Raw genomic sequence first — 24,157 nt, 5'->3', positions numbered from 1 at the left:
GGGCATGATCCGGGAAAAATGAGGCGAAAACAGTAAGGATTGTGAAATAAAGAACAAATGAATCGGTGAATATAGTATAGTTGAACGAGAAGCATCCATGACGCAAATAATAATGAGATTGGACGATTGGGAGGCGAGATTCGGTCATGGCAAGCCAAACTGTACCGCAGGCGACAGCCGAGCGGCTTCCATTGTATTACCGAACCCTTCAGCAACTGGTTGCGAATGGGAAGACGCGCATCTCATCCTCGAAATTCGGTGAGCTTGTGCAAATCGATTCGACGACGATCCGTAAGGACTTTTCCTATTTTGGTGCACTGGGGAGAAAAGGCTACGGCTACGATACGCAATATTTAATGGATTTTTTAAAAAAGACGCTGTACCAAGATGAACTCAATCGCGTGATCCTGATTGGTGTCGGTCATTTGGGTACGGCGCTGCTCAACCATAATTTTCTAAAGAATAATAATACGCAAATTGTACGCGCTTATGATGTTGATCCGAAAAAGATCGGTACAAAGGTGAGCGGGACAAAAGTATTTGCGATGGATGAACTTGCAGCGAACGACCATCATGAGATTGTCGCCGCAATTCTAACCGTTCCGGCAGCTCAAGCTCAAGAAGCGGCAGAGAAGGCATTGGCCTCAGGAATTCGCGGATTTTTGAACTTTTCGCCAACGACCTTAAACCTTCCTGAGAATGCCTATGTCCGTCATGTCGATATGACGGTTGAACTTCAAGCACTGATCTACTTTCTGAATCATTCAATGGAAACAAAGAATTCTTAAAGATTAAGTGGTAAAATACAAGTGAAACTTGACGACGTGAAACATGAAGCGAGAGTAATGCTTTTATCCGATCAGGTTCAAAGATAAGGTGGAATGAAACGATGATTCAATTAAAATCAGCTAATGAAATTGCTGAGATGAAAAAATCCGGCCAATTGTTGGCCCGCGCACATCAGCACATTAAATCAATGATTCGTCCCGGAACAACAACGTGGGAGATCGAAGAATTCGTGAACGACTTTCTTGAAAAAAACGGCGCTATTGCTGAAGAGAAAGGCTTCGAAGGTTATCAATTTGCGACTTGCGCATCGGTAAATGATGAGATCTGCCATGGCTTCCCAAACAAAAAACCACTGAAAAAAGGCGACATTGTCACGATTGACATGGTGGTTAATCTGAACGGAGCGATGTCTGATTCAGCCTGGAGCTATGCGGTTGGAGAAATCTCCGATGAGGCGCAGCACTTGCTTGAAACAACGGAGAAATCGCTGTATAAGGGCATTGAGCAAGCGGTTGTCGGCAATCGTCTCGGTGATATTGGCTACGCGATTCAAAGCTATGCGGAGGCAGAAGGGCTCAGCGTTGTCCGCGAATTTGTCGGTCATGGCATCGGACCGACGATGCACGAAGACCCGCCCGTTGCCCATTACGGGCGTCCTGGACGCGGTTTGCGTCTACGTGAAGGGATGACCATCACGATCGAGCCAATGCTCAATACCGGAGACTGGCGCGCGAAGGTTGACGCAAACGGTTGGACCGCGCGAACGGTTGACGGTTCCCTATCTGCACAGTACGAACATACACTTGCGATTACGAAGAACGGTCCGGAAATTCTGACCAGCCTTGACGAAGCATAAAAGCGAGCAACTAAAAAAACGGAGTCCCAGATTGGGGCTCCGTTTTTCTCACAGGATAAGAAACATTCATGACCCGCTTGGGGGGCGCGTGTCACCGCCGGAATGAAAATACCCTTGAGATAAAGCGTCTAACTTGTATTTACGTACAAAGTATAAGATTTTTGGTCATGCAAAAGACCGTGCATCAACGCGCAGATGCGAGACGCCGCGGATTCCTGCCTGTCTGAGGAGGCTCGTGGTGCGCCCTAGGCAAGCGAGTAACCGAAGCGACGATTCAGCACCGAAAAGACGCGAACCCATCGCACAGGGCTGGAGTTCAGAGCAGCCAGTGAATCCATCCGGTTGTATCCGGCAGCCGAGCGTTCATCGTAAGCAGGACAACGATCGTGTTCATCGCCGCATGCATGAACATGGTTACCCAAATCCGGCCGGTTTTATGATAGGCATAACAAAGAAAGAAGCCAATCACAAAATAGATAAGCAGATGCGAAAAGTCAAAGTGACCGGCGGCGAAGACTAGCGAACTGATCACAGCGGAAAAAATGAAGCCGATCACCTTTTTTAGGCTTCCGAAGAGAATCTTACGAAAGACGATTTCTTCAAGTATTGGGCCGATGACACTAACGGCGAAAATGAAAAGCGGCGCAGTTTTCGCCATTTTAACGATGTCAGCTGTATGTTCAGAAGACAGCGGCTGACCAAGAATCAGATTGTTGATTAGCGCCGCAGCGATCTGCAACACATAGAGAATGAAGATGCCGCAAATTGCCCAGGCGATGGACTCCCCCCAAGACGCGCGCATGCTCCGCTCCATCCGACGCTCCGGAAGCAGCAGCAGACCGATAATGATGACGGTCGCAAAAAAGACGGCTGTGTACGTATTTATGTATGCAGTACTTTGATGCGAACTCGGAAACCAGGGAAACAGCGGCGAGAGAACACAGGCGAAATAAACAAAAACAACTAGGATGTAGCGTAAAAGCAAGTCCGGACACCTCATATTCTTAAGTATCGTTTCAAAAGTTTGTGGCAATGCTGATGACATGATTTTCACGAAGACTTATTGTCCTATTTTAACATAGCTTCTTTTCTATTTCTTTTTCCCCGTTTTCTCATTTTTTACTGCGCAAATATTTTTAAGGAAAAACTTGCAAATCTATATGGAATTGATTATTATATTAAATGGATTAGCACTCAGGTGCATGGAGTGCTAACAAAGTACTTTACTTAACATTTTTAAGGAGGGTATTTCTACATGTTAAAGCCATTGGGTGATCGTATTGTGATCGAACCACAAGAAAAAGAAGAGAAGACTGCAAGCGGTATCGTACTTCCAGACTCGGCTAAAGAGAAGCCGCAAGAAGGCCGCATCGTTGCTGTTGGTGCCGGCAAGGTATCTGACAAAGGCGAACGCATCGCTTTGGATGTAAAAGAAGGAGAAAAAGTAATCTTTTCAAAATATGCAGGAACAGAAGTAAAATATGACGGCAAGACGTATCTCGTTGTCCGTCAGGACGATGTTCTCGCAGTAATCGGCTGATTGTCTGACAGATTGTACGTTGAAAAGATTTTTTGATCGCATTTACATTAGGAGGGACTATTCACAATGGCAAAAGATATTAAATTTGGTGAAGAAGCGCGCCGCTCAATGCTGCGCGGGGTCGACGTATTGGCTAATGCGGTTAAAGTAACGCTTGGACCGAAAGGCCGCAACGTTGTCCTTGACAAAAAATACGGCTCACCACTGATCACTAATGACGGTGTAACCATTGCAAAAGAAATCGAACTCGAAGATAAATTTGAAAACATGGGTGCACGTCTCGTATCCGAAGTTGCCAGCAAAACAAACGACGTTGCCGGTGACGGTACAACAACCGCTACGGTTCTGGCTCAGTCGATGATTCGCGAAGGCTTGAAGAACGTTGCTTCCGGCGCGAGCCCAATGGGCATCCGCCGCGGGATTGAAAAAGCAACGCAGGCTGCCGTTGAAGGTCTGAAAGAAATTTCAAAACCAATCGAAGGCAAAGCATCGATCGCACAAGTTGCCGCCATCTCTGCTGCTGACGAAAAAGTTGGCGAACTGATTGCCGAAGCGATGGAAAAAGTCGGCAACGACGGCGTAGTAACGCTTGAAGAATCCAAAGGTTTCGCAACGGAACTTGACGTGGTTGAAGGGATGCAATTCGATCGCGGCTACGCTTCCGCATACATGGTGACCGACCAAGACAAGATGGAAGCCGTTCTTGACAACCCATACATCTTGATCACCGACAAGAAGATCTCCAACATTCAGGAAATCCTGCCGGTTCTTGAAAAGGTTGTACAACAAGGCAAACCAATGTTGATCATCGCTGAAGACGTTGAAGGCGAAGCACTGGCAACGCTCGTACTGAACAAACTGCGCGGTACATTCAATGTTGTTGCAGTTAAGGCTCCTGGCTTCGGCGATCGCAGAAAAGCAATGCTCGAAGACATCGCTGTATTGACTGGCGGTCAAGTGATCACGAGCGACCTCGGTCTTGAACTGAAAGAAACAACGGTTGACCAACTTGGAACAGCAGGCAAAGTCATCGTAACGAAAGAAAACACGACGGTTGTTGAAGGCGCAGGCGCACCGGATAAGATCGCCGGCCGTGTCAGCCAAATCAAAGCACAATTGGAAGAAACCACTTCTGATTTCGATAAAGAAAAACTGCAAGAACGGCTGGCTAAATTGTCCGGCGGTGTCGCAGTGATCAAAGTCGGTGCGGCAACCGAAACTGAACTGAAAGAACGCAAACTGCGTATCGAAGACGCATTGAACTCGACACGCGCTGCAGTTCAGGAAGGGATTGTAGCCGGAGGCGGTACAGCACTTGCCAACGTCATCAAGAATGTTAAGGCACTGAAAGCTGAAGGCGATGAACAGACCGGAATCAATATCGTTGTTCGCGCGCTTGAAGAACCAGTACGCCAAATCGGCGAAAACGCCGGCCTCGAAGGCTCGATCATCGTTGAAAAACTGAAGACTCAAGAAGCTGGCATCGGCTTTGACGCTGCCAAAGGCACTTGGGTAAACATGATTGAAAACGGGATTGTCGATCCAACGAAGGTAACGCGTTCTGCACTGCAAAACGCAGCTTCCGTATCCGCAATGCTGCTGACCACTGAAGCAGTCGTTGCCGACAAACCGGAAGAACATGCAGAACCACAAATGCCGGCAGGCGCACCAGGCATGGGCGGCATGGGCGGCATGATGTGATAGAACCTCAATAAATCCCGTTGCAATGGGAATTATGAGTAGATTTTGAAAGCAAAAAAGGCAAAAAAGTAGCAAAAAATCCTCATTTTATTTCAAATGAGGATCATAGAATGATTTTCCGGATACCTCTCAAGAATGCTCCACATTCTGAGAGGTATCTTTTTTCACTTTGTTGGTCCGAGCAAGCATGCCGAGAATGGATGTATAGAAATACAAGTGGGCTGTAGCAGAATAAGTTTTATCAGCAATCTTTATTTTGCTTCCTTTTCCGATCCACCCTGTCCCATATCCAATTTATCCCTGCATAGGAAACGATAAGAACAAGTAATATCATTGATTCATAAGGGCCAAGGTAAGGCAGAAACAAAAATGAAAGCAAGATCACTAAATATGGGATTGTCAAAAATAGAAGCCGTTTTCCTGTGAACCTTTTTTTCAGATCAGCAAGAAATTCATTCATGATTATCGCTTCCTTTCGAATTTCATTATACTCCGGGATGCTGTGTGGATGATTAACCATCTTGCGCGTTTGACAGCTAAAGCGAAGGGGATAACCACAATGAGAGAGTGCGCAAATTCATGAAATCAATCATTAATAAGAGAGTGAAATTAAACAATCGAGTGGTCAAAGTGAGTTAAAGGCAGAAATGGACGAAATTCAATGAACGTGAAGGTTTCATTGAAATGATGGAATTTATGCAAATAGTGACTGGGTATGTATTGAGTGAGAAAGTAGATGTTTTTTTTTGATGAGAGCGGAAAAGATAAAAATCAAGTGCTCTTTTAATGCTGCATTATTACTATACATGTAACGATATTTCTAATATTAATGAGGAATTTAAAAAATATCCCCGAAAGAAATATATTTAGCAGTAATACGCACATCCCCAATGTATGAAATCATAGTGTCATTTTAATCTGTAAAGTAAGTGCCAAAGGCGTCACTTCTGTTCATGAACCTAGCCCACCTTCACGCACGGGAATCTGTCTTAATTTTTTTAGGATTGCTTTGATTTCCTGTTGGTCATGCCCGGTCCGTCGTTGCAGATGTTCGAGACTGATGGTGCGCCCCATGTTTTGATCATTTAGAATGATCTGCCGTAATTTACGTTCAAAGTCAGTGCTCATGTGTATCCCTCTTTATTTATAATACGAGAACATATATTCTTATTATATACCATTTTGGAGAACTTATGTTCGTTCCTCTTGAGGAAAAGGGTAATAATCGGTGAATGATTTAGCTCGACTCGGTTTTTTCTGAATCGGAGACGCATCTACAATTCGAATAAGCACAAGGAGCGCCAATGGATAAGCGATCAGCTGGGCGTGACTAATATTTGTTCGCGAGTGCGTCCCCGCATCAAAAGAGTGCGGCCACGCATGGAATTATGCGGGATTAAGAACAAGAAATGCGGGTTACTGCGCGTTCAACATGCTATGATTGATGCATCAAATGATCAACGGCGGTGATTAATGAATGGGCTTGGGAGACGCTGCCTGATTGGTTTTGGGCGATCTACTATTTTTTATTTGTTGCGAGCATTGTAATGGCGATCGTTTGCTTTCTGCGCAATCGGCGCAGAGGATTAGCATCGGTCGCGTTTATGTTTGCGTTAACGATTCCAGTGGTCAGCGTGCTTGGAAGTATTGGCAGAGCAAACGGAAGGAATGAGTTTGAGCATTTATACAGTCAGCTGCTGCACGGCGCTGTTTGGGCGTACTATGTTACGATTGGGTACGTATTTTTGATCGCATGGTGGATTTTATTGGCTAAAAGTATCATGAAAAAAAGGTGAAAAATTGAGCATGATCCGCGCATCTTTTTGGGGGCATTTCCGGAAGATCATTCATAGCTTCTCTTTGTCCGGACATACTAAGGAGCAAAGAAAGGAGCTGCCGCAGATGAATCAAAAACGGTTTTTCATTCTTGCGCTCGTTCTCTGCCTCTTCTCATGGGGGAGTGTCCCCAGTGCCCAAGCGGATAATTGCCCGCCGGTACAGTATAAAATGCAACGGCTTAGTGAAGGGATCACGTATCCGGTGATCCAATCCGGGATTGAGGATCAGCAAATTGCTGATCAAATCAATCGCGTATTCCGTAAACATGCGGAAAAAGTGAAGAAAACGGACGAAGAGTATAAGAAGCAATATGAACATGATCAATTAATCAGTGCAGCGGGTCCGTACTATGCGCATACGTTGCCATCCGTCCTATTTAACAAAGAATGTTTGCTCAGCGTTTCTTTTGTTGATGAATCGTACACAGGCGGCGCGCACGGCATGCATCATGAAACGGTCTATAATTTTGATACGCGCAGCGGCCGCCGCTTTTTATTAAAGGACGTCATCCGCAGCACGCATGAAGAGAAGCTTGTCAATCGCTATTTGAAACAGCAGATGGAGAAATTGAAAAAGGAAGGGCGGTACGATTTCTTCCTTGATGCATTCAAAGGTGTTGACTTAAAGAAAAGTCAATTCGCTTTTAACGATCACGGAATCGAGATCATTTTTCAGGAATATGAAGTTGCCCCGTATTCGAATGGGATTATCCATCTCAAAGTTCCTTACCATGTGTTCGTTGATCATCAGCAATAAATGTGAAAAAGCCCACATTTATTTCAAAAATTTACCGATATTGACTATTTAGCGGCAATAGCGGTTATGATATAAATGTTCAATGAATTGTGTTTGTTTAACTTCCCCCTGTTAATAGATTTTCTTTTAGACCCTTGCAAAAGAGGGTTTATTTTTTTGCCGTTTCGGGATCGCGTATTAAGCATTTCTTAAGGAACGGACGTTAAGATATGGAGAGTTAATCGATGATTCATTGTTTAACTCTCCCCCTTTTCTATAAGAAAAAATCTTGGCACCTGAGATAATCGGGTGTTCTTTTTTGTCTATGGGAAAGAAAAAACCCGCTTGCGCGAGGTGGCAGGCGGGTGAGGGCGCTTTAGTTTATCGGGACGCGGTGCTTCAGCTGCGGGAAGTCCTCGCGGATCTGATCCACCATACTAAGGTCGAAAGCGGCGGTGACGATTGATTCGGTTTCATCTCCAGTTGCCAGTACGTTGCCCCATGGGTCGACGACGCGACTATGTCCGCCGAGAATCACGCCTTGGTTGTTGCCGACGCAGTTGCAGGAGACAAGGTAGCATTGGTTTTCTACGGCACGAGCAGCATTAAAAAGTTTCCAATGTTCTAGGCGAGCGAGCGGCCAGGCGGAGGTGACTAGGAACATTTTCGCACCCCGGTCAAGCGCTTTGCGGAACTGTTCCGGAAAGCGCAAGTCGTAGCAGGTGGCTAGGCCGACCTTGCCAAATTCCGTTTCCACCGTCACCGGATCTGTGCCGCGAGTCAGCAGTTCGCCTTCTTCAGACCCATAGGTAAACAGATGAATTTTCCGGTAAGCAGCAATTCGCTCACCTTCCCGGTTAAAGAGAAGGCTCGTATTGTAATACTGGCTGCCGCTTTTCTCAACAAAGCTGCCGGCGAACAAATAAGCATGCAATGTTTTAGCTTTTTTCGCATAATGAGCGGCGAAAGCGCCGTCAAGCGGTTCTGCTTCCTCCATATAACGATTAAAGGTATTATAGCCGGTCATCCAGATCTCCGGCAGCAGGATAAAGTCATAGCCGTGCAGATGCTCAAGTTGGGCATCAACTTTTTTCATCCGATCGGCGGCGGTTTCCGAATCGTTGATCTGCACTTGTAGTGAAGCAATTTTCATGACGCGTTCACTCCTTTTCCATTCAAATGATTGATTTAAAATTCAGGCTGAAAAGTTTATGCGCTTTGTACGTCATTAATTATTGCACAGATCTGTGCATGGATACAAAACTTTACCCCATTATAGGAAGTGAGCGCTTGCTGAACATCGCATTCATTGTTAAAATAGGAAAAGTAGTGCATTTTGATGAAAAATAGCGAATAATAGTACCGGAAAGAAAGACTGGAAGCTCCCGCGGCCTCCGGCTTTTTAAATAGTATGGACAATACAAAGCAGTGCTGTCTGTGATTGATAAACAACAGTTGAGGTGGGACAAAAGGATGGGACAAGCAAATAACTTGATTCTTGTCATGGATTTCGGCGGTCAGTACAATCAGCTGATTGCGCGCCGTATTCGCGACTTAGGCGTGTACAGCGAACTGTTTCCGAATACATTGACTGCAGAACAAATTAAAGAGAAAAATCCAAAGGGGATCATTTTCTCCGGCGGACCGAACAGTGTTTATGACGACGGGGCACCGCTGTGCGACCCGGCTATTTTTGATTTGGATATTCCGATTCTTGGGATCTGCTACGGTTTGCAGCTGATCAGCAAGCACTACGGCTCAACGGTTGAACGTGCGACGCGCCGCGAATATGGAAAAGCGGATATCACGGCGAATACCGATAACCCGCTGTTCAAGGGACTTCCGGCAACCCAAACGGTATGGATGAGCCACGGCGACCGTGTCAAGACGCTACCGGAAGGCTTCAAAATCGAAGCAAGCAGCCCATCATGTCCCGTTGCGGCGATGGCAAACCGCGCGAAGAACGTTTACGCTGTTCAGTTCCATCCGGAAGTGCGCCACTCCGTGCATGGCAACGAACTGCTGAGCAATTTCGTTTACGGCATTTGCGGCGCAGAAAAAAGCTGGTCGATGGAACACTTTATCGATCAGCAAGTGGAAAAGATCCAAGCCACCGTCGGCGATCAAAAAGTCATTTGTGCATTGAGCGGCGGAGTCGATTCATCGGTTGCTGCAGCGCTTGTGCACAAAGCAATCGGCGATCAGCTGACCTGCATTTTTGTCGATCACGGTCTGCTCCGCAAAGGCGAAGCAGAAGGCGTTGTCGACACATTCCAAAACCGTTTTCATATGAACTTCATTCATGTCGATGCCAAGAAACGCTTCCTCGATAAGCTGGAAGGCGTCAGCGATCCGGAAAAGAAGCGCAAGATCATTGGCAATGAATTTATCTATCTGTTCCAAGATGAAGCGAACAAGCTCAAGGACATTTCCTTCCTTGTACAAGGCACGCTCTACACCGACGTTGTCGAAAGCGGCGCCGGCGGCTCATCGCAGAACATTAAATCGCACCACAACGTCGGCGGACTTCCGGAAGACATGAAGTTCAAGCTGATCGAACCGCTGAACACGCTGTTCAAAGATGAAGTGCGCGCACTGGGTACGGAACTCGGACTTGCCGACGACATCGTCTGGCGCCAGCCGTTCCCAGGACCGGGCCTCGGCATCCGCGTTCTCGGCGCCATCGACGAAGAAAAACTCGAACTCGTGCGCGAATCCGACGCGATTCTGCGCGAAGAAATCAAAAAAGCCGGCCTCGACCGCGACATTTGGCAATACTTCACCGTCCTGCCGAACATTCAGAGCGTCGGCGTCATGGGCGATGGCCGCACCTACGATCACTGCATCGCGATCCGCGCCGTCACCTCAATCGACGGTATGACCTCCGACTGGGCACGCATCCCATGGGACGTGCTCGAGAAGATCTCAACCCGAATCATCAACGAGGTTGAACACGTCAACCGTATCGTGTACGACGTCACCTCCAAGCCGCCGGCAACAATTGAGTGGGAATAAAGTAGATACCTCGTTTGGTGTCGAAACGTTGATTTAACAGCACTTTTAGCAAAGGTAAAATGGATAAAAACATTTAAATTGATAAGGATCTCCGCCAAAATTCCGCCAAGGATCGGAGTCAGAGAATCGTATCAGTTCAAGGTTCGGAAGGTATATTTTGAAGAATATGCCTTCTTTTTTTGTCTTATTTTCCGCCAAGTCATTCTGTTTCGAAAGGTACCCTTACTGTGCTACGAATTTTAATCAATCCTGTGCTGAGATGAGAAATCATTTCAGCCTTTTTATTTCAAGTTTTTGGCGTTGGAAGGGATGTGCTTTCACCAAAGCATCTCGTTCTTTTCCCGACAAAATTTAAGTTTGAATCAGCGTATTAATCAAAACAAAATTATTTACAGAAAGGAAAATGATTTATGGAACTGAAACACATTATTCCAAACGTTGAAAAGACATTTGGAAACCTCGAATATGCTGGAGAAGGCAATGTAGAACAGCGCCGGGTTAATGGTCGCACGATGATCCTTTCCCGCAGCTACAATTTGTATTCCGACATCCAGCGAGCGGACGATATCGTTTTGGTGTTACCACCGGAAGCGGGTGAAAAGCATTTTGAAGTAGAAGACAAGGTGAAATTGATCAATCCTCGAATTACCGCAGAGGGTTATAATATTGGTGCTCGTGGTTTTACAAATTATATTCTGCATGCAGACGATATGGTGAAAGCATAAGGAGGGCAAAAAATGAGATTAGCCGAAGGCATTGTGATTGATAAGGACAAGACATTTGGCGCGCTGAAGTTCTCCGCACTCCGCCGTGAAGTGCGCGTGAATAATGAGGACGGCACAGTCAGTGACGAAATCAGGGAACGCACCTATGACCTAAAATCCCGTGGACAAGGGCAGATGATACAGGTCAGTATTCCGGCCGCCATCCCGTTAAAAGATTATGACTATAATGCCGAAGTGGAACTGATCAACCCGGTAGCGGATACAGTAGCGACTGCCACATTTTTGGGAGCGGATGTGGACTGGTATATCAAGGCCGAGGACATAGCGCTGAAAAATAAACAAGCCGTCCCCCATCCGCAGCCACAAACTAAAGGAAAGTAATGCCATTTCATTTTCCGGAAAGGATCATTTATGAAACATTTCATCTATAAAGGAAAAAGGATTCGAGCGGGTGATCAACATCTTGTCTTTCGATTTGCTGCTACCTCACTCGTTCTTGTTTTCCTATTCGTGTTGCTGGCCTTTCATGGGAAGCGGCTCATGCTAATGGACTGGAAGAAGGTACGACTTTTGCATGAAGGCAGCTTGCAGTTTGCTATCACGCCCTATCTCATGTTCAGTGTCAGTGTAGCTGCAGGAATAAGCATGCTTGTGGCCGGCCTTTATTACCACTTTCATCGAGGTAGAGTGAAACAGCTCGTGCACCGCCAAAAGCTAGCCAAAATGATCCTAGAAAATAAATGGTATGAATCCGAACAGGTGCAACATGACGGGCTCTTTAAAGACCTACCATCCGGCAGGCCAAAGGAGAGAATCCGCCATTTCCCAAAGATGTATTACCGGCTCAAAGATGGACTGATTCACATCCACGTAGAAATTACGTTGGGTAAATATCAGGATCAGCTCCTGCACTTGGAAAAGAAGCTGGAAAGTGGCTTGTACTGTGAACTGGTGGACAAAGAGCTCAAGGATTCTTATCTAGAATATACCCTGCTCTATGATACGATTGCGAATCGTATTTCCATTGAAGAAGTCACTGCTAAAGACGGGCGCTTAAAGCTGATGAAGTCTGTTTATTGGGAGTATGATAAGTTACCTCATATGCTCATTGCTGGGGGAACAGGCGGAGGAAAAACCTACTTCATCTTCTCACTCATTGAAGCCTTAGCGCGCACAAACGCCATGCTTTATGTCCTTGACCCAAAAAATTCGGATCTTGCTGATCTTTCTGAAGTCATGCCGAATGTCCATCATCAGAAAGAAGACATGATGGCCTGTCTGAACCAGTTTTATGACAGTATGATGGAACGCAGTGAAGCCATGAAACAGATGACTGGCTACAAGACCGGAGAGAACTATGCTTATCTGGGATTGCCCGCTCACTTCCTCATCTTTGATGAATACGTGGCGTTCATGGAAATGCTTGGGAAAGAGAGTTCTGTTGTTTTAACCAAGTTGAAACGGATCGTCATGCTTGGGAGACAGGCCGGGTACTTCCTGATCCTTGCCTGCCAGCGTCCAGACGCTAAATTTTTAGGCGATGGGATTCGTGACCAATTCAACTTCCGTGTGGCCTTGGGACGCATGTCGGAAATGGGCTACAGCATGATGTTTGGTGAGGTGGAAAAGGATTTTTTCCTAAAACAAATCAAAGGGCGAGGTTATGTGGATACAGGGACAAGTGTCATCTCAGAGTTTTATACCCCTTTAGTCCCTAAAGGACACAATTTTATAAAAGAGATTGGAACACTGATAAGAAGCAGGCAGGACGGACAGGCGGCGTGCGAAGCGAAAGCCGAAGGGACGGACTAGCCTGCTGCTGGTGTGGCGTCAGCCACGCCAGCGATTTAGCCCCCCGTATCTAACAGGGGGGCACAAATACAATAAAAAACAGTTTCAAAATCCAGTAAACACCCTATTCTGTCTAGGTTTCTGGAATTTTTGGAGGATGTCAACTATGCCCCTTTCAGTTGACATCCTCTTTTTGATTGGAGGGTAATCATTGAGCGAAAATGATTTATGGGTACAACATCTGAAGGAAAAGCGGCTTTCATACGGCCTTTCACAAAATCGCCTGGCGGTTGTTGCCGGAATGACCAGACAGTATCTCAACGATATTGAAAACAGCAGGGCTTCCCCATCGGATGACATCAAAACGGCGTTACTAAAAGCATTGGAACGGCTCAATCCCGATGCACCACTTGAGATGCTGTTTGACTATGTGCGGATACGATTCCCAACCACGGATGTGAAGCATGTCATTGAAGACATTCTGCTTTTGAAAATGAACTACATGCTTCATGAAGACTATGGCTTCTATTCCTACACGGAACATTACGCTTTGGGAGATATTTTTGTGATGGTCTCTCCTGATGAACAAAAAGGTGTGCTGCTGGAACTGAAAGGACGAGGCTGCCGCCAGTTTGAGGGATTCCTTTTAGCCCAACACCGAAGCTGGACCGACTTTTTCATGGATGCCATCTGCGAGGGCGGTGTATTCAAGAGGCTGGACTTAGCGATCAATGACAAGGCAGACATTTTGGATATTCCGCAGCTGACGGAAAAATGCCGACATGAAGAATGTATTTCTGTGTTTCGCAGCTTTAAAAGTTACCGTAGCGGCGAGCTCATCCGCCGAGAGGAAAAGGAAGCCATGGGGCACACGCTCTATATCGGTTCTCTAAAAAGTGAAATCTATTTCTGCCTTTATGAAAAGGACTACGAGCAGTATGCAAAGAGTGACATCCCTATCGACGAAGCCGAAGTCAAAAACCGATTTGAAATCCGCCTGAAAAACGAACGTGCCGATCACGCCATCCTTGACCTGATGGCTTACCACGATGCGGAGCGTACGGCTTTTTCCATCATCAACCGTTACCTGCGTTTTGTGGATAAAGTGGAAAATAAGCGACGCAGCACATGGAAAATGAACGAAAACTGGGCCTGGTTTATCGGAAAAAACCGGGAGAAATTGAAATTAACCACCCAACCGGAGCCGTATTCTTTTGACCGGACCTTAGGCTGGTTACAGCGACAGGTGGCCCCGACATTAAAAGTGGCGCTTTGGCTCGACCAGATCAAAGATACTACCGTCATTGATGACATGATCCGGCATGCCAAGCTCACGAAACGCCACGAAAAAATAGTCCAGCAGCAGGCCGATGCTGCCGAACAGATGGTCACGAATCATCATCGGCAAAAATGATCTTTAAACAATGCATCAACGAAATTTTAATCACAAATTGGATGTATAAAAGGAGAAATCGCTCATGAATTTTGGACGGAATTTATACACTTGGTTTTTAAATAATGCTCAGTCTCTCGTCTTGATGGCGATTGTGGTCATCGGGCTTTATCTCGGTTTTAAACGGGAATTTTCCAAGCTGATTGGTTTTCTAGTGATTGCTTTGATTGCCGTGGGATTAGTCTTCAATGCGGCAGGTGTCAAAGATGTCTTACTGAATCTGTTTAACAGAGTCGTGGGTGCGTAACTTTAACACCTGTTCTTTTGGCATGTATAAGGGCTTTTCTTATGCATGCCAAAAAACAGGTACGTCAAACGGTAGTGCGACAGGGAAATGCACTTTTATCTAAATAAATTTAATGGGTAGCCATTGCGCAGTCGAAAACCACTGCTTTTTTTGTATCTATTTTTAGGAAAAGGAAGTGATATATAGATGGAAATGAAAGTCTATATAGCCAATCTTGGCAAGTACAATGAGGGCGAATTAGTCGGTGCATGGTTCACTCCACCCGTTGACTTTGAGGAGGTCAAGGAGCGTATCGGATTGAATCATGAATATGAAGAATATGCCATCCACGATTACGAATTGCCCTTTGATATTGATGAATACACGCCCATTGAGGAAATCAACCGTCTGTGTTCTCTAGCGAAGGAATTAGAAGGAACACCGATTGAGGAGGAAATGAGAGAAATCCAGAACGCCTTTTTTGGCAGTTTTGAAGAAATGGTGGAGCATAAGGATGACATCATCTGTTATCCCGATTGTGATGATATGGAGAATGTGGCCCGTTACCTATTGGAAGAGTCAGGTACCCTTGGTGAAGTCCCTTCTCATTTGCAAAACTATATTGACTATGAAGCTTATGGACGGGATTTGGAGTTGGAAGGAAATTTTCTCGTCACTTCCCACGGTGTTTTTGAATACGTCAGTTAACTAAAAAGTCTCTTAAACAGAAAGGAATAGTGACAGATGAAAAAAATCAGAAGCTATACTAGCATCTGGAACGTGGAGAAGGTGATCTACGCCATCAATGACTTCCAACTACCCTTTCCGGTCACTTTTACGCAAATGGCTTGGTTTGTCTGCTCGCTCTTGCTGGTGGTGCTCTTTGCGAACGTGCCACCGTTGTCTTTCATTCATGGCGTCCTGCTGAAATATGTGGGTCTTCCGGTTGGCTTCACGTGGTTCATGTCACAGAAGACCTTTGATGGGAAAAAGCCCTATGGCTTTCTGAAATCCGTATTTTCCTATATGCTCCGTCCCAAAGTCACCTATGCTGGAAAGTCTGTGAAGCTGAAAAAAGAGACCGTCGGTGGAGCGATTACCGCCGTGAGGAGGGAACGTTATGCTGTATCCGATCAAGTACATCGAAAATAACCTCGTTTTTAATCACGACGGGGAATGTTTCGCCTATTATGAACTGATTCCCTACAACTACTCCTTTCTGAGTCCAGAAGAAAAATACCAGGTGCATGAGCATTTTCGTCAGTTGGTCGCCCAGAGCCGTGACGGGAAAATTCATGCCTTGCAGATTGCTACAGAATCAAGTATTCGGGCCACGCAGGAGCGAAGCAAGAAAGAAATCTCTGGAAGATTGAGAGACATTGCTTGCCGGAAAATTGATGAACAGACTGAAGCGTTAGTCGGAATGATTGGTGAAAACCAAATCGACTATCGCTTTTTTATTGGCTTCAAACTGCTTTTAAACGAACAGGAAGTCAGCCTTAAGGTGATCAGTGAATCCATTCTGATGACCTTTTCTGATTTCCTTTACGAGGTCAATCACAAACTGATGGGCGATTTCGTCAGCATGAGTACGAAAGAGATTAACCGGTTTATGAAAATGGAACACCTGCTGGAAAGCAAGATTTCCCGCAGATTCAAAGTTCGCAGGCTGGATAAAGATGACTTTGGCTATCTGATTGAACATCTTTATGGGAAGACGGGTTCGCCCTATGAGGAATATGCCTACCATTTACCGGCAAAGAAACTGAAGCAGGAAATGCTGGTGAAGCGGTATGACCTCATCAAGCCGACTCGCTGCCTTGTCGAGGAAAACCAGAGATATTTGAAAATCGAGCAGGAAGACCAGACGACTTATGTTTCCTATTTCACGATCAATTCGATTGTACGAGAGCTGGACTTCCCCTCCTCAGAAATTTTTTACTATCAGCAACAACAATTTACGTTTCCAATTGATACATCGATGAATGTGGACATTGTCACGAATAAGAAAGCCTTAACGACGGTTCGAAACAAGAAAAAAGAATTGAAAGACTTAGATAACCATGCCTGGCAGTCTAATAATGAGTCAGGTAACGACGTGATGGAAGCCCTGGATAGTGTCAGCGAGCTGGAAGCGAATCTCGACCAGACCAAAGAAGCGATGTATAAGCTCAGTTACGTGATACGGGTAGCAGCGCCGGATCTGGACGAATTGAAGCGTCGATGTAACGAAGTCATGGACTTCTACGACGATTTAAGCATTAAACTGGTGCGACCGTTCGGAGACATGATCGGGCTGCACGGTGAGTTCCTTCCTGCCAGCAAGCGGTATATGAATGATTATATCCAGTATGTGACCAGTGACTTTCTTGCAAGCTTGGGCTTTGGGGCCGCGCAGATGCTTGGGGAACCAGAGGGGATCTATATCGGCTATAATCTGGACACCGGGCGTAACGTTTACTTAAAGCCGAGCCTTGCAGCACAAGGCGTGAAAGGGTCTGTCACTAATGCACTTGCAGCGGCTTTTCTTGGTTCCCTTGGCGGCGGAAAATCCTTCTCGAACAACTTACTCGTCTATTATGCCGTCCTCTACGGGGGACAGGCGGTGATCTTAGATCCCAAATCCGAGCGTGGTGGGTGGAAGGAAACGCTACCGGAAATTGCCGAGGAAATTAACATCATCAATCTGACCAGAGAGGAACGCAACAAGGGCTTACTTGACCCTTATGTGATTATGAAACAGACGAAGGACGCAGAGAGCCTCGCCATCGACATCCTTACCTTTCTCACAGGCATTTCCAGTCGGGATGGTGAGAAGTTCCCAACGCTTCGTAAGGCGATCCGTCGGGTGACGCAAAGCGACCGACAAGGGCTTTTGTGCGTCATTGACGAGCTATACAAGGAGGGCACCTCCGTTGCGAGCAGCATGGCTGACCATATCGACAGCATTAAGGACAGTAACCTGGGACACTTGTTGTTCTCTGATGGCATGACCGTTCAGTCGATTAGCCTGGATAAGCAGCTGAACATCATCCAAGTGGCGGACTTGGTGCTTCCAGATGCTGAAACCGAATTTAAGGAATACACGACTGTGGAACTTTTAAGTGTGGCGATTTTAATTGTCATCAGCACCTTTGCCCTTGATTTCATTCACTCCAACCGCAGCGTGTTTAAAATGGTGGACTTGGATGAAGCCTGGAGCTTTTTGCAGGTGGCACAGGGGAAGACCCTTTCCAACAAGCTGGTGCGGGCTGGTCGCGCCATGAATGCCGGTGTTTATTTCGTAACCCAGAACGCAGATGATTTACTGGATGAGAAGATGAAAAACAATATCGGTCTGAAATTTGCATTTCGTTCGACGGATATACACGAAATCAAGAAGACACTGGAATTCTTCGGCGTGGACAAGGAGGATGAACAAAACCAGAAACGATTACGTGAACTTGAAAATGGCCAGTGCCTTATCTCTGACTTGTATGGCCGTGTAGGTGTCATCCAGATTCATCCGGTCTTTGAGGAACTGCTCCATGCCTTTGACACCCGTCCACCGGTCAGAAAAGAGGTGACCTAAATGCACCTGAAAAAGAGACGTAAAATTTTCATGGCTGTTCTTTTGGTCACGGTTGGATCGCTGCTTTTCTTCGCACTGCTTGGAACGATTGCCCATGCGGCCGGTCTTGTCGATGATACGGTCAGTGCTCAGAATGCTTACTCTAAATATCCTTTGGGCAATTACCAGCTCGATTTCTATGTGGATAATTCATGGGACTGGCTGCCGTGGAATTGGACCGATGGCATTGGCAAACAGGTCATGTATGGGCTATACGCGATCACTAATTTTATTTGGACGCTTTCTCTTTACCTGTCCAATGCGACAGGGTATCTCGTACAGGAAGCCTATTCCTTAGATTTCGTTTCCAAGACTGCAAACGCGATTGGAAAAAACATGCAAACATTGGCAGGAATTTCGCCCAGCGGCTTTCATAGTTCTGGCTTTTATCCAGGGTTCCTGCTGATTTTTATTTTAATCCTCGGGATCTATGTGGCCTATGTGGGGCTGATCAAGCGAGAGACCACCAAAGTGATTCACGCCGTGATGAACTTTTTGGTGGTTTTTCTTCTGTCCGCTTCCTTTATTGCCTATGCCCCAGACTATATCGGCAAAATCAATGGATTTTCGGCGGACATCAGCAAGGCTAGTCTGTCGCTGGGGACAAAAATGGTGATGCCACACTCGGGAAGTCATGGCCAGGACAGCGCAGCCCTCATCCGGGATAACTTGTTTTCGATACAAGTGCAGCAGCCCTGGCTGCTTCTACAGTATGGCAATTCTGATATGACTAAAATCGGACAGAAACGGGTGGAAAAGCTGCTGTCCGCAGATCCGGACGCAAACAACGGCGCAGACCGGGAAGCGGTTGTTAAAGAGGAAATTGAAAAAGAAGGCAATAAGAACCTGACACTCACCAAGGCGACCCCACGTTTGGGGATGGTGTTCTTCCTGTTTCTATTCAATATCGGGATTTCCATCTTCGTGTTTCTACTTTCGGGGATCATGATTTTCTCGCAGATCCTGTTCATCATCTATGCCCTCTTCCTGCCCATCAGTTTTCTGCTTTCCATGATCCCGGGCTTTAATGGCATGGGCAAACAGGCCATCATGAAGCTTTTCAATGTCATCATGACACGGGCAGGCATTACGCTAATTGTCACGATTGCCTTTTCCATTTCCACCATGCTTTACGCCCTATCCGGAGAATTCCCGTTTTTCCTGATTGCCTTTTTACAGATTGTGACTTTTGCAGGTATTTACGCCAAACTGGGTGACCTTATGGGTCTATTCCACTTGCAGGCGAGTGATTCTCAGCAGATGGGAAGCCAAATCCTGCAACGGCCTTATCGGTTCTTACATCGCGAGACGCGGCGATGGAAGCGGAAAATGGGTCGCTTTTTTACGGCCGGAGCAACCGGTGCGGCAGCTGGCCCTGGGGCAAGGGCAAAAGCTTCGAGGTCCGGAGCTTCCCAACGGACGCAAACCCGCAGCCAACGTCCAACACAAGGATCAAAGAAATCCCAGCTTGAGCCCCGTACAGGTCGGTCAGCGGGTGCGGGCAAAGAGACAATAAAGCGAAGCACGGACAACCCAAATCCAAGAAAGAAGCAAACAGCGGCTTTACCTTTGAATACCCGCCAAGTCTTGATTCATGGGAAGACAGAAAAGCACGACACGATGACAAAAAAGACAGAGGACGCCAAAAGTCGTACAGTGCAAAAAATCGCGGACAAAAAACAGAACCGTGAAGAGAACCAAATGCAGCAGCGTCCGACGATTGCGCAACGCCGACTGGAACTTAACCGGGACCGTCAACAAAAGGCAACCGAACAGGATTTCGTTGAACGGCCTAAAACCAAATTAACAAAAGATAAACCAGCCAAGAAGCAAAAAACGGCAAGGCCTCATTCGGCACCTGCACGGTCTGTAATGCCTGATTCCACGCTGAAGACAAACAAAAGGACGATAAACTCAATCCACTCATTCAAGGATCAGGCGAAAAAAAGCCAAGCAAAAAATACCGAGCTCAATCGGCCGGTCGTCCAGATGCCAGATTCTACAGTACGCCAAGATCTCACCAAGCAGGATCTTAACAGGAGAAGCCCAGTTGCGACGCAGAAAGAGCACGCACCGACTCATCCAAACGCAACGCGACAACCGTTTACACCAAAAAAGAGCCGACAACTGGCCACGATGATCAAAAAACAAGAGGCAACCCTCAGGCATAATCGGACAGAAACGGGTCAACAGACAAGGCAACGCGTGACTCGTAGGCAGAGAGGAAGCCAAAAATGAGATTAAACGTTTGGCTAATCTTCGGTGCCGTTTTCGCTATGCTGATTTCCCTACTAATTTTTGTCGCTGTTTTCATTTCAAATGAAGAGGATGGAGACGGCAGCGGCAATGGGATCGATCTTGCAGGTGCTAATCTGTCACAGGAAGTACTGGCCCACCAGCCAATGGTGGAAAAGTATGCCAAGAAATATCAAATCGAACGCTATGTCGGTGATTTGCTTGCCATCATGCAGGTGGAAAGCGGAGGTCGTGGCACAGATGTCATGCAGTCGATGGCCTCGACCGGACAACCTCAGCATTCCTTTACTGTGGAGAAGTCGATTCAGCAAGGGTGCAAATATTTTGCGGCTTTACTAAAGTCTTCTAGGAAAAAAGGAGGCGACATCAATACCGTGATTCAATCTTACAACTATGGAGGAAATTTCATCGATTACGTGGCGAGCCACGGTAAAAAATACACCTTTGAACTTGCGGAGAACTTTGCGAAAGAAAAATCCGATGGGGAAAAAGTTTCTTACACAAACCCGATTGCATTGAAGAAAAATAGTGGCTGGCGATACCGTTACGGAAATATGTTCTATGTCGCTTTGGTCTCGCAATATTTGACCGTGGCACATTTCGACAATGCCACCGTTCAGGCAATCATGAACGAAGCCTTGAAATATCAAGGCTGGCGCTATGTGTTTGGGGGAGACAATCCCAACACGTCCTTTGATTGTAGTGGATTGACGCAATGGAGCTTTGGAAAAGCGGGCATTAGACTGCCTCGGACAGCTCAGGAACAGTATGACGTCACGCAGCATCTTCCGCTATCGGAAGCGAAACCGGGGGATTTGGTGTTTTTTCACGATACCTATAATGCAGCTACTTATATCACACACGTCGGTATTTATGTCGGTAACAATCGCATGTATCAAGCTGGTGATCCGATTGGGTATGCCGATCTTACAACCTCATACTGGCAGAAACACCTAGTCAGCGCCGGTCGGATCAAAAACAAATAGAAAGGAAGATTTAAGCTATGAAAATAAGAAAAAAAGAAAAGCAGCTCAAGTCCCCAAAGATCCACGTGATGAAAGTCGGAATCCACAGAAAATGGGTCATTTTTCTGTGGATTCTGCTGATAAGCAGTGTTGCTTTTGGCATCTACAAAAATTTTACCGCCATCAATAGGCACACGGTTCATGAAACAAAAGTGATTGAAAAACAAGTGATAAATATCAACCCGATCGAAAATTTCATCAAAAACTTTGCCAAAGTCTATTATTCATGGAAAAACAACCAGAATGTAATCGACCAACGGACAGAAGCTCTCAAAGGGTATCTGACTAAAGAATTACAGGATTTAAACATCGACACCATTCGCAGGGACATTCCTACCTCTTCTTCAGTTAACGACGTGGAAATCTGGAAGGTAAGGCAAATCGATGAACACGAGTATGCCGTCATTTTTTCCGTTGATCAGCTGATAACGGAGGGCGACACAAAAAAGGCGGTGAATGCCTCTTATGAGGTGGGAGTCTATATGGATAAAGCCGGAAACATGGTCATCGTCAGAAATCCCACCATTTGTGAGATTCCTGTGAAGTCAGGTTATGAGCCAAAAGCAGTAGAAAATGATGGTACGGTGAATGGAGGTACGACAGAAGAAATCAACGTATTTTTAAAAACGTTCTTTAAACTATATCCTACTGCAAGTAAAGAAGAACTGTCCTACTATGTCAAAGACAATGTGCTGAAACCGATTGGCAAGGACTATGTCTTTTCAGAGATGATCAATCCGGTGTATCGGAAAGTGGGCAATCAAGTGCAGGTTTCAGTATCCGTGAAGTATCTCGATCAGCAAACAAAGGCGACGCAGATTTCACAGCTTGATTTGACTCTGCAAAAAGATAAAAATTGGATGATTGTTAAATAAAAAATATTTCGGTTAGTTCAAAGAAGTTAAGCCATTTATCTCAGAAAAGTTAAAAATATCAGTAGAAGTATTGGATGAAAAAAAGAAGTTTAGCTTCTTGATTACTTTTTTCAATAAGTGCCTAATATTAACCCACCGGCTGCCAGTAGGTTTTTTCAGGACTCGGTGAAATATTCTCATACAGTCTTAATGGTTCAACTTCGTAGCATTATAAAAGAAGAGTTTATTCGGGCTGTCTTTTTGTCTTGACAGGAAAAATACGAGGGGAAATGAGAGAATGCATTTTTCTTTCGGGCTTTTTTTCTTTTTTTAGGTGGACTAAAGTATCTCTTAAAATCATTGCCAAAGGTACTGTTTTCAATTTCAGTAACCACCTTAGTAATGCTTTTTTTATGGTACAAAATGCTTTAAGGCGTTCATCATTGATAAACTAGGTATGATAAACTGATTCCGCATCTCGTATGTATTGTATTCTTCAATGATTTTATCGAGCTCTTTACTAGCCAACTGGCATACCTCCGTAGGAACTCTATAACCTTATTATAACGTAAGTACAAGCCCTGGAAGGGGAGACATCGCAGTTCCCAAATCTGACAGGGCATACGATTTATTTTCATCTTAAAGGGTATATTACCTGATGTGATTAATTTTATTGTGTCAGGAGTGATCAGCGTTGGCAATAAAAAAATTCTGCGTATCCTTTTTTTTATTAGTTCTTGTTGTGGCGTTAACTGGGTGTAGCACAAACCAGGGAACAAATGACAGTTCAAGCTCCATGAGCCATGATATGAATAGAGATCATGATCAGCACGCTATGTCGGATCGCGATGTTCCACAGGGCCTTGTGGCAACAATGAATCCTGAATTTAAAAAGGGGAGTAAAGTGACGCTGAAAACAGATCATATGTCCGGTATGATGAATGCTAAAGGAACGGTTGCCGGAGTTTATACTACTAATGTGTATACTGTTACTTATCATCCAACTAACGGTGGGAAGGTGGTTAGAAATCATAAGTGGGTTATCCAGCAAGAGTTACAGACTCACAACAAAGGACTTCTCAAAACGGGGACAAAGGTTAAGCTAAATGCCAGCCATATGCCAGGGATGATGGGCGCAGAAGCAACAATTGACAGTGCTAAGCAAACGAATATTTATATGGTCAATTATACTGATACTAAGACTGGAAAAGTGATAAAAAACCATAAATGGGTGACTGAAGATGAATTGATATCTCGATAATTCATCTATATTTTGATCATTATTCGTTCTTTCCTCTCCTTTTATTCAAGGTATACCGATGCTCATTTTGCAGATTTTAATTTTTCTATGAATTAGTAGCTACTCATGCAAAAAAGTGAGGGGGAAAGTCATATTGACTTTCCCCCTCACACTTATTTAAGACCTATCTCATGATCAGTCATCCAAGATCTTTTTCATTTTTTTGTATTCATCCTCTGTGATTTCACCTTGGGCAAATCGTTCTTTTAAAATCGCGTACCCTTGTTTATTGGTGTCTGAATGGTGATTCATTTTTTTAATTAGGGTAATCACTAGATAGATCACGGCAATAAACAGTGATAGTTGCACAAGCCATCCGATAAAACCCATACCTAAGCCAAAACCACTCATCATACCACCATTCCATCCCATCATATCTACCACCACCTTTGAGACTATTGTAACATGATCGTTTAGCCTCTAATTTAAGAATACTTACTCT

At 45.4% G+C, this 24,157-nt stretch carries 24 protein-coding genes; 19 read left to right on the top strand and 5 right to left on the bottom strand.

What is annotated here, in order from left to right; all coding sequences use genetic code 11:
* The first annotated feature begins 146 nt into the window (after positions 1-146).
* Positions 147-788 (top strand): redox-sensing transcriptional repressor Rex, encoded by a 642-nt coding sequence (locus SIN01_RS09100; RefSeq protein WP_010027802.1) that lies wholly within the window; start codon positions 147-149, stop codon positions 786-788.
* Positions 789-889: 101 nt separating this feature from the next.
* The gene (gene map / locus SIN01_RS09095) at positions 890-1,645 is read left to right on the top strand and encodes a type I methionyl aminopeptidase (protein WP_010027801.1); all 756 of its coding nucleotides are present in this window, start codon (positions 890-892) and stop codon (positions 1,643-1,645) included.
* 316 nt (positions 1,646-1,961) lie between these two features.
* On the opposite strand, the gene SIN01_RS09090 is transcribed toward map, so the two are convergent.
* Positions 1,962-2,630, bottom strand: coding sequence for a CPBP family intramembrane glutamic endopeptidase (locus tag SIN01_RS09090; protein ID WP_010023602.1), 669 nt, complete (start codon positions 2,628-2,630; stop codon positions 1,962-1,964).
* Positions 2,631-2,900: 270 nt separating this feature from the next.
* Here SIN01_RS09090 and groES point away from each other — a divergent pair, with 270 nt between their 5' ends.
* Entirely contained in the window at positions 2,901-3,185 is a 285-nt protein-coding gene (gene groES / locus SIN01_RS09085) for a co-chaperone GroES (RefSeq protein WP_010023603.1), read from the top strand.
* A 66-nt stretch (positions 3,186-3,251) separates the two neighbouring features.
* The gene (gene groL, locus SIN01_RS09080) at positions 3,252-4,886 is read left to right on the top strand and encodes a chaperonin GroEL (RefSeq protein WP_010023604.1); all 1,635 of its coding nucleotides are present in this window, start codon (positions 3,252-3,254) and stop codon (positions 4,884-4,886) included.
* Positions 4,887-5,127: 241 nt separating this feature from the next.
* Here the strand turns inward: groL and SIN01_RS15040 are convergent, their stop codons facing one another.
* Together SIN01_RS15040 and SIN01_RS15035 are read right to left on the bottom strand one after the other, a co-directional pair.
* Complete coding sequence (locus tag SIN01_RS15040; RefSeq protein WP_010023605.1) at positions 5,128-5,346, bottom strand: hypothetical protein; 219 nt, start codon at positions 5,344-5,346, stop codon at positions 5,128-5,130.
* A gap of 491 nt (positions 5,347-5,837) precedes the next feature.
* Positions 5,838-6,014, bottom strand: coding sequence for a hypothetical protein (locus tag SIN01_RS15035; RefSeq protein ID WP_156994761.1), 177 nt, complete (start codon positions 6,012-6,014; stop codon positions 5,838-5,840).
* Positions 6,015-6,352: 338 nt separating this feature from the next.
* Between SIN01_RS15035 and SIN01_RS09075 the strand changes: the two genes are divergently transcribed.
* Positions 6,353-6,682 carry a hypothetical protein gene (locus tag SIN01_RS09075; RefSeq protein ID WP_010023607.1) on the top strand — a complete coding sequence of 110 codons (330 nt, stop codon included), beginning with the start codon at positions 6,353-6,355 and terminating at the stop codon, positions 6,680-6,682.
* Between the two features lie 106 nt (positions 6,683-6,788).
* Complete coding sequence (locus SIN01_RS09070) at positions 6,789-7,481, top strand: DUF3298 and DUF4163 domain-containing protein (protein WP_162198730.1); 693 nt, start codon at positions 6,789-6,791, stop codon at positions 7,479-7,481.
* A gap of 355 nt (positions 7,482-7,836) precedes the next feature.
* Here the strand turns inward: SIN01_RS09070 and SIN01_RS09065 are convergent, their stop codons facing one another.
* Entirely contained in the window at positions 7,837-8,613 is a 777-nt protein-coding gene (locus SIN01_RS09065) for a carbon-nitrogen family hydrolase (protein ID WP_047035265.1), read from the bottom strand.
* A 320-nt stretch (positions 8,614-8,933) separates the two neighbouring features.
* On the opposite strand from SIN01_RS09065, the gene guaA reads away from it, so the two are divergent.
* From guaA to SIN01_RS09000, 13 genes are all read left to right on the top strand, one after another.
* Positions 8,934-10,475 (top strand): glutamine-hydrolyzing GMP synthase, encoded by a 1,542-nt coding sequence (gene guaA / locus SIN01_RS09060; protein ID WP_010027814.1) that lies wholly within the window; start codon positions 8,934-8,936, stop codon positions 10,473-10,475.
* Between the two features lie 410 nt (positions 10,476-10,885).
* Entirely contained in the window at positions 10,886-11,200 is a 315-nt protein-coding gene (locus SIN01_RS09055) for a YdcP family protein (RefSeq protein WP_010023701.1), read from the top strand.
* A 12-nt stretch (positions 11,201-11,212) separates the two neighbouring features.
* Positions 11,213-11,581, top strand: coding sequence for a YdcP family protein (locus SIN01_RS09050; protein WP_010023702.1), 369 nt, complete (start codon positions 11,213-11,215; stop codon positions 11,579-11,581).
* A 30-nt stretch (positions 11,582-11,611) separates the two neighbouring features.
* Entirely contained in the window at positions 11,612-13,012 is a 1,401-nt protein-coding gene (locus SIN01_RS09045) for an FtsK/SpoIIIE domain-containing protein (protein WP_010023704.1), read from the top strand.
* Positions 13,013-13,202: 190 nt separating this feature from the next.
* A complete protein-coding gene (gene mobT / locus SIN01_RS09040) occupies positions 13,203-14,405 on the top strand; it encodes a MobT family relaxase (RefSeq protein ID WP_010023706.1) in 1,203 nt (400 codons plus the stop codon).
* Positions 14,406-14,469: 64 nt separating this feature from the next.
* Positions 14,470-14,691, top strand: coding sequence for a hypothetical protein (locus SIN01_RS09035; RefSeq protein ID WP_010023708.1), 222 nt, complete (start codon positions 14,470-14,472; stop codon positions 14,689-14,691).
* Between the two features lie 186 nt (positions 14,692-14,877).
* On the top strand, positions 14,878-15,378 hold the full coding sequence (locus SIN01_RS09030) for an antirestriction protein ArdA (protein ID WP_010023710.1): 501 nt from the start codon (positions 14,878-14,880) through the stop codon (positions 15,376-15,378).
* A gap of 36 nt (positions 15,379-15,414) precedes the next feature.
* Complete coding sequence (locus tag SIN01_RS09025) at positions 15,415-15,822, top strand: conjugal transfer protein (protein WP_010023712.1); 408 nt, start codon at positions 15,415-15,417, stop codon at positions 15,820-15,822.
* On the top strand, positions 15,791-18,241 hold the full coding sequence (tcpF, locus tag SIN01_RS09020; protein WP_047035263.1) for a conjugal transfer ATPase TcpF: 2,451 nt from the start codon (positions 15,791-15,793) through the stop codon (positions 18,239-18,241). Before SIN01_RS09025 ends, tcpF begins: the two co-directional genes overlap by 32 nt.
* Entirely contained in the window at positions 18,242-20,518 is a 2,277-nt protein-coding gene (locus SIN01_RS09015) for a CD3337/EF1877 family mobilome membrane protein (RefSeq protein ID WP_010026245.1), read from the top strand.
* Complete coding sequence (locus tag SIN01_RS09010; RefSeq protein WP_010026243.1) at positions 20,515-21,522, top strand: bifunctional lytic transglycosylase/C40 family peptidase; 1,008 nt, start codon at positions 20,515-20,517, stop codon at positions 21,520-21,522. The genes SIN01_RS09015 and SIN01_RS09010 overlap by 4 nt, the downstream gene beginning before the upstream one ends.
* 17 nt (positions 21,523-21,539) lie before the next feature.
* Positions 21,540-22,436 (top strand): conjugal transfer protein, encoded by an 897-nt coding sequence (locus SIN01_RS09005; protein WP_047035262.1) that lies wholly within the window; start codon positions 21,540-21,542, stop codon positions 22,434-22,436.
* A 673-nt stretch (positions 22,437-23,109) separates the two neighbouring features.
* Entirely contained in the window at positions 23,110-23,676 is a 567-nt protein-coding gene (locus SIN01_RS09000) for a YdhK family protein (RefSeq protein ID WP_010027048.1), read from the top strand.
* Positions 23,677-23,850: 174 nt separating this feature from the next.
* Here the strand turns inward: SIN01_RS09000 and SIN01_RS08995 are convergent, their stop codons facing one another.
* Complete coding sequence (locus tag SIN01_RS08995) at positions 23,851-24,090, bottom strand: SHOCT domain-containing protein (RefSeq protein WP_047035260.1); 240 nt, start codon at positions 24,088-24,090, stop codon at positions 23,851-23,853.
* Between the last annotated feature and the right edge of the window lie 67 nt (positions 24,091-24,157).

Source organism: Sporolactobacillus inulinus (assembly GCF_006539285.1).
GTDB lineage: Bacteria > Bacillota > Bacilli > Bacillales > Sporolactobacillaceae > Sporolactobacillus > Sporolactobacillus inulinus.
The sequence above is the reverse complement of the archived record's forward strand: the minus strand, read 5'-3'. Positions and strand labels throughout refer to the sequence as shown.

Excerpts from the sequence above, each read along its gene's own strand:
- SIN01_RS09100 (WP_010027802.1), top strand. The coding sequence starts at position 147 with ATGGCAAGCCAAACTGTACCGCAGGCGACAGCCGAGCGGCTTCCATTG.
- map (WP_010027801.1), top strand. The coding sequence starts at position 890 with ATGATTCAATTAAAATCAGCTAATGAAATTGCTGAGATGAAAAAATCC.
- groES (WP_010023603.1), top strand. The coding sequence starts at position 2,901 with ATGTTAAAGCCATTGGGTGATCGTATTGTGATCGAACCACAAGAAAAA.
- groL (WP_010023604.1), top strand. The coding sequence starts at position 3,252 with ATGGCAAAAGATATTAAATTTGGTGAAGAAGCGCGCCGCTCAATGCTG.
- SIN01_RS15040 (WP_010023605.1), bottom strand. The coding sequence starts at position 5,346 with ATGAATGAATTTCTTGCTGATCTGAAAAAAAGGTTCACAGGAAAACGG.
- SIN01_RS15035 (WP_156994761.1), bottom strand. The coding sequence starts at position 6,014 with ATGAGCACTGACTTTGAACGTAAATTACGGCAGATCATTCTAAATGAT.
- SIN01_RS09070 (WP_162198730.1), top strand. The coding sequence starts at position 6,789 with ATGAATCAAAAACGGTTTTTCATTCTTGCGCTCGTTCTCTGCCTCTTC.
- SIN01_RS09065 (WP_047035265.1), bottom strand. The coding sequence starts at position 8,613 with ATGAAAATTGCTTCACTACAAGTGCAGATCAACGATTCGGAAACCGCC.
- guaA (WP_010027814.1), top strand. The coding sequence starts at position 8,934 with ATGGGACAAGCAAATAACTTGATTCTTGTCATGGATTTCGGCGGTCAG.
- SIN01_RS09055 (WP_010023701.1), top strand. The coding sequence starts at position 10,886 with ATGGAACTGAAACACATTATTCCAAACGTTGAAAAGACATTTGGAAAC.
- SIN01_RS09050 (WP_010023702.1), top strand. The coding sequence starts at position 11,213 with ATGAGATTAGCCGAAGGCATTGTGATTGATAAGGACAAGACATTTGGC.
- SIN01_RS09045 (WP_010023704.1), top strand. The coding sequence starts at position 11,612 with ATGAAACATTTCATCTATAAAGGAAAAAGGATTCGAGCGGGTGATCAA.
- SIN01_RS09035 (WP_010023708.1), top strand. The coding sequence starts at position 14,470 with ATGAATTTTGGACGGAATTTATACACTTGGTTTTTAAATAATGCTCAG.
- SIN01_RS09030 (WP_010023710.1), top strand. The coding sequence starts at position 14,878 with ATGGAAATGAAAGTCTATATAGCCAATCTTGGCAAGTACAATGAGGGC.
- SIN01_RS09025 (WP_010023712.1), top strand. The coding sequence starts at position 15,415 with ATGAAAAAAATCAGAAGCTATACTAGCATCTGGAACGTGGAGAAGGTG.
- tcpF (WP_047035263.1), top strand. The coding sequence starts at position 15,791 with ATGCTGTATCCGATCAAGTACATCGAAAATAACCTCGTTTTTAATCAC.
- SIN01_RS09015 (WP_010026245.1), top strand. The coding sequence starts at position 18,242 with ATGCACCTGAAAAAGAGACGTAAAATTTTCATGGCTGTTCTTTTGGTC.
- SIN01_RS09010 (WP_010026243.1), top strand. The coding sequence starts at position 20,515 with ATGAGATTAAACGTTTGGCTAATCTTCGGTGCCGTTTTCGCTATGCTG.
- SIN01_RS09005 (WP_047035262.1), top strand. The coding sequence starts at position 21,540 with ATGAAAATAAGAAAAAAAGAAAAGCAGCTCAAGTCCCCAAAGATCCAC.
- SIN01_RS08995 (WP_047035260.1), bottom strand. The coding sequence starts at position 24,090 with ATGATGGGATGGAATGGTGGTATGATGAGTGGTTTTGGCTTAGGTATG.